The 4,995-nt window shown below is 73.5% G+C and carries 7 protein-coding genes; all 7 read left to right on the forward strand.

Annotated features, from left to right (window positions below; all coding sequences use genetic code 11):
- On the forward strand, positions 1 to 355 hold a 355-nt coding region (locus ACFVX9_RS39380; protein WP_387987065.1), incomplete at its 5' end, for a hypothetical protein.
- Between the two features lie 67 nt (positions 356 to 422).
- The gene (locus ACFVX9_RS39385; protein WP_063346010.1) at positions 423 to 851 is read left to right on the forward strand and encodes a phage tail protein; all 429 of its coding nucleotides are present in this window, start codon (positions 423 to 425) and stop codon (positions 849 to 851) included.
- A gap of 58 nt (positions 852 to 909) precedes the next feature.
- A complete protein-coding gene (locus ACFVX9_RS39390; protein ID WP_063346009.1) occupies positions 910 to 1,629 on the forward strand; it encodes a LysM peptidoglycan-binding domain-containing protein in 720 nt (239 codons plus the stop codon).
- Positions 1,626 to 3,407, forward strand: coding sequence for a VgrG-related protein (locus ACFVX9_RS39395; RefSeq protein WP_380371025.1), 1,782 nt, complete (start codon positions 1,626 to 1,628; stop codon positions 3,405 to 3,407). Before ACFVX9_RS39390 ends, ACFVX9_RS39395 begins: the two co-directional genes overlap by 4 nt.
- 75 nt (positions 3,408 to 3,482) lie before the next feature.
- Complete coding sequence (locus tag ACFVX9_RS39400; protein WP_063346007.1) at positions 3,483 to 3,794, forward strand: PAAR domain-containing protein; 312 nt, start codon at positions 3,483 to 3,485, stop codon at positions 3,792 to 3,794.
- Entirely contained in the window at positions 3,791 to 4,255 is a 465-nt protein-coding gene (locus ACFVX9_RS39405; RefSeq protein WP_387987070.1) for a GPW/gp25 family protein, read from the forward strand. Before ACFVX9_RS39400 ends, ACFVX9_RS39405 begins: the two co-directional genes overlap by 4 nt.
- On the forward strand, positions 4,255 to 4,995 hold a 741-nt coding region (locus ACFVX9_RS39410; protein ID WP_387987073.1), incomplete at its 3' end, for a putative baseplate assembly protein. The genes ACFVX9_RS39405 and ACFVX9_RS39410, both read left to right, overlap by 1 nt.

Genomic DNA, 4,995 nt, shown 5'->3' on the forward strand with positions numbered 1-4,995 from the left:
CTCGCCGTCCCGGGACGGCGCGGGCTCGTCCTCAGGGCCGTCCGGGCCGGCGCGGCCTTCGACGGATACCGCCCGGGTGCTGCAACGGGTGGCGGAGCAGGCGGGGTTGCACGGGGTGCCGTTGACCGCCGTACCGGCCCGCACTCCGGTGACCGTCCAGACCACCGCCTCGTCCCCGCCGCCGACCGCGGCCCCGCCCGCTCAGCCGGGCGGCGGATCGTCGACCGGGCCCACGTCGGGGGCCGACCTCGACGAACTGGCCCGGCGCCTGATCGAGCCCGTCGGACGGCTGCTGCGCGCGGAGTTGCGCAGGGGGAGGGAGCGCGCCGGGCGGCCGTACGACGGCCGTCGCTGAGCGCTCGGGGCGCGGCGGGCAGACGGGCAGTGGCAGGTGGCAGGCGGGCAGGGCGACGGAGGCAGGAATGACCGACAACATCTTCGCGACGAGCGTGTTCTTCAAGCTCACGATCGGCGGCAATGATCTGGGCGAGTTCACGACGTGCTCGGGGCTGGGCGCCGAGGTCGAGATCCACCAGTACGCCGAGGGCGGTAACAACGGCTTCTCCTGGCAGTTGCCGGGCCGGATCACCTGGTCGAACATCACGCTCACCCGCGCGGTCACCGCGGACACCGTCAAGATCGCCCGCTGGCTGGACGAGACCGTGCGGCGGGTCCAGCCCAAGAACGGTGAAATCGTGGCCCTGCGGCCAGACTTGAGCCCCATCGTCAGCTGGCAGGTGCTCGGCATCGTGCCCGTCCGCTGGCAGGGCCCGTCGTTCGACCCGGCGAACTCGCAGGCGGCGATGGAGTCCCTGGAGATCGCCCACGCCGGGCTGCGCCCGTCATCGTGACGGCGCGCCGCACCCGGCGCAGGCCATCCATCGGACGACGAACGGAAGGAGGTGCGGGATGTCAGACGTCCCCGCGAGTGTCACCCGGGCCCAACTGGCCATCATGGAGCCGCCGGCGACGGTCGGCGCCCAGCCCGGCGGGGTGATCGCGCGGCTCCCGCTTCAGTTCAACCCGTCGAGCCTGGTGCTGCGGAAGTCCTCGGAGTGGCGCCGCACCCCGTCCCGGATGGCCGCCGAGTCCGCGCTGCCCGAGTTCGTCGGCAGCGGGCCCCGCTCGCTGTCCATGGAGGTGTTCCTCGATGCGACGGCGACCCATGACGACTCCGTGGAAAAGGCGGTGGAGCAGCTGATGACGGCCTGTGTGCCGACCCCGGCCAGCCTGGCGCGCAAGAAGCCGGCGAGCCCGTGGATCCGGCTGGACTGGGGCACGTCGTCGACGACGTCGTTCAACGGCGTGCTGACCGGCCTTCAGGTCACCTACTCGCTGTTCGACGTCGACGGCAAGCCGCTGCGGGCCACCTGCTCGTTCACCATCGACGAGGCCAGTGTCGACACGCCGGGCCAGAACCCGACCTCCGGCTCGATGGAGGCGCGCAGCACCCACCGGGTGATCGCGGGCGACAGCCTGCCGCTGCTCGCCTGGCGCGAGTACGGCGACGCGACGGCCTGGCGCACCATCGCCGAGGCCAACGACATCGACGACCCGATGGTGCTCGTCCCCGGGGTGGAACTGATCGTGCCGGGGATCGACGAGCCCACCCGAGGAGGGCGGTCATGACCACTCCCGAGGCACGCGGCGGCCGCTCCTTCGCCGCGGATCCGATCGTCGAGGCGCCCGGCCCGCTGCCGCCGGTCTGGGCGGCCCAGCTGGTCTCCTGCGACATCGAGGAGAGCACGGGCCTGCCCGACACGGCCGTGCTGATGTTCCGCGACGCGGACCACACCTTCCTCTCCGCGACCGGGGTCACCATCGGCACCCGGCTGCGGGTCTCCGTGATGACGGTGCAGGGCAACGCGCAGGTGCGGCTGTTCACCGGCGAGGTGACGGCGCTGGAGCTGGACGTGGACACCACCGGCTCGTTCACCGTGGTGCGGGCGTCCGCCATCACCCACCGGCTGATGCGCGGGCGCCGGGTGAAGGCGTTCCGCAACATGTCGACGGCGGACATCGTCCGTCAGGTCGCCGCGGGCGCCGGGCTCGGCTGCGGCCGGGTCGACGCGTTCCCCGTCGTCCACGAGCAGCTGTCGCAGGCCAACGTCTCGGACTGGGAGTTCCTCCAGTACCTGGCGCAGGAGAGCGGTGCGCAGGTGCGGGCGGACGACGAGGGGCTGCTGGAGTTCGTCAAGCCCGAGCAGGCCTCCTCGGCCCCGGCCCCCTCGACGCCCGCTCCGCAGAATCCGCTGGTCCTGGAGTACGGCCGCAACCTGCTGGAGCTGCGCGGCGTGCTGACGGGCGGCGGCGGGGCGGACACCGTCGAGGTGCGCGGCTGGAACGTCCTCACCAAGAAGGCCCTGGTCGCCACGGAGCCGTCGGTGGCCAGCGAGACGGTGCGGCCCGGGATGAGCCCGTCGACGGCGGCCGCCGCCTTCGCCGGGCAGGCGCGGATGACCGTCACCGACACCCCGTACCGCACGCAGGCGGAGACGGCGGCCGCGGCCGGGTCGGTCGCCGCCTCGGTGGCCGCCGGGTTCGGCGAGCTGGAGGTGGTCGTCGAGGGCAATCCGAAGCTGCGGGCGGGCGTTCCGGTCGCCCTGGGCAACGTCGGCGCCGCCTTCTCGGGCCGCTACACGGCCACCGCGGTGCGCCACCTGCTGGAGCCCTTCCGCGGCTACCGGACGACCGTCGTGGTCAGCGCGGCGCCGGACCGCTCCCTCGCGGGGCTCGTCGCCGGGAGCGGCGCGGTGCCGCGCGGGCCCCGGATGCCCGGCCTCGCCGTCGCCGTGGTCACCGACGTCCGGGAGCCGGGGGGCGCGCAACGCGGCTGGGTGCGGCTGAAGTTCCCGTGGCTGGACGACACCTACGTCTCCGACTGGGTGCGCACCGTCCAGTGGGGCGGGCAGGGCGGCGGCGGGGTGTTCAGCCCCGAGGTGAACGACGAGGTGCTGGTCGGCTTCGAGCAGGGCAGCCTGGACAGCCCGTACGTGCTGGGCGGCCTCTACAACGGCGTCGACAAACCCTCGCCGCACGAGGTGCCGCTGGTCGACCCGGCCGGCGGGAAGGTCAACCGCCGCTCGCTGGTCTCCCGTTCGGGCCACCGCCTGGAACTGCTGGACGTGCCGGGCGGCCAGTCCGGCGTCCGGCTGGCCAGCGGGGACCGGAAGCTGGAGGTGCGGCTGGACGAGCAGCGCGGCGAGATCGTCCTGACCGTCTTCGGCGCGGCCGGTGCGGCGGCGGCGAGTTCGGTGCGGCTGTCCTCCACCGGCATCACCATCGACGCCGGCGCCGGGGCGGTGAACCTGCGCGGGGGATCGGTGAACGTCACCGGCCGTACGGGGGTCACCGTGGACGGCGGCGCGCTGGCTGTGCTCAAGGCGGCCCTCGTGCGCATCAACTGAATCGCCGTCAGCTGAATTACCGTCAGTTCGGCCCGAACCCTCCGGCCCCTCGAACCACCCGATTGGAGAACGCAGATGCCCCCCGCAGCCCGGATGGGTGACACCACCAGCGACGGCGGTGCCATCACCACCCCGCCACCAGGCGCCCTCGCGGCGGCGACCGTGCTGATCGGCGGCCGCCCGGCCGCCGTCACCGGCAGCCTGCACGTGTGCGTGCCGCACGTGGAACTCGGGCCCGGCAACGTCGTCATGCCCAGCCCCAAGGCGGCGGCCGGGGGCCTGGTCCTGATCGGGGGGCTGCCCGCGGCGCGGATGGGCGACCAGACGGCCTGCGGCGCGAAGATCGTCACCGGCGCCCTCAACGTGCTGATCGGGGGCGTCGCGTGAGCGGCTTCATCGGGCGAGGCTGGGCCTTCCCGCTGCGGGTGAACGCCACCGGCGGCATCGGCATGGTGGACCGGGACCGGGAGATCGAGGAGGCCATCCGGCTGATCCTCGGCACCGCCCCCGGGGAGCGGCCGATGCGCCCGGAGTTCGGCTGCGGCATCCACGAGTACGTGTTCGCGCCGAGCGACGGCGGCACGGCGGGCCGGATCGCGCGCGAGGTGCGCACCGCGCTGGAACGCTGGGAGCCGCGGATCGAGGTGGACGACGTCGTGATCGCCTTCGACACCGTCGACGACGGCACGCTCTACATCGACGTCCACTACACCGTGCGGTCCACCAACGACCGCCGCAACCTGGTCTTTCCCTTCTACACCATCCCGAGCTCGCCGGACGCCCCGGACGCCCCGGACGCCCCGGACGTCCCGGGTGCCCTGGGCGCCGTGACCGGGGGAGTGAGCTGATGGCGCTGCCCTCCCCGAACCTGGACGACCGCCGGTTCCAGCAACTCGTCGACGAGGCCAAGCGGTTCGTCCAGCAGCGGGCCCCGGAGTGGACCGACCACAACGTGTCCGACCCCGGGGTCACCCTGATCGAGACCTTCGCGTACATGGTGGACCAGCTGCTCTACCGGCTGAACCGGGTGCCGGAGAAGAACTACTCGGCCTTCCTCGACCTGCTGGGCGTCCGGCTCTTCCCGCCGGCCGCGGCGACCGCCGAGGTCGACTTCTGGCTGTCGGCCCCGCAGCCCGAGACGGTGCTGCTGCGGGCGGGCACCGAGGTGTCCACGCTGCGGACCGAGACCGAGGAGGCGGTGGTGTTCTCCACCGCCGAGGACCTGCCCGTCGTCCCCAGCTCCCTCGACCGGCTGGTCACCGTCTCCGCCGCGGGGGAGCAGACCGACGCCACGGCGCGGCTGGCCGACGGCGTGGACGTGCCGTGCTTCCAGCCGCACCCCCAGGTCGGGGACGCCATGCTGTTCGCGCTGCCCGCCGTCGTGCCGCGCTGCATCCTCGTCGTCCGGCTGGACAGCCGGGTCGAGGGCGTCGGCGTCGACCCGCGCCAGCCCCCGCTGGCGTGGGAGGTGTGGGACGGCGCGCGGTGGATCGCCTGCGAGACCGGCTCCGACACCACCGGCGGCCTCAACCGGCCCGGCGAGGTGGTGGTGTTCGTGCCCGCCGGGCAGGTCGCCTCGGTGGTCGCC

The organism is Kitasatospora sp. NPDC058243 (genome assembly GCF_042882025.1).
In the GTDB taxonomy this organism is placed as follows: Bacteria; Actinomycetota; Actinomycetes; order Streptomycetales; family Streptomycetaceae; genus Kitasatospora.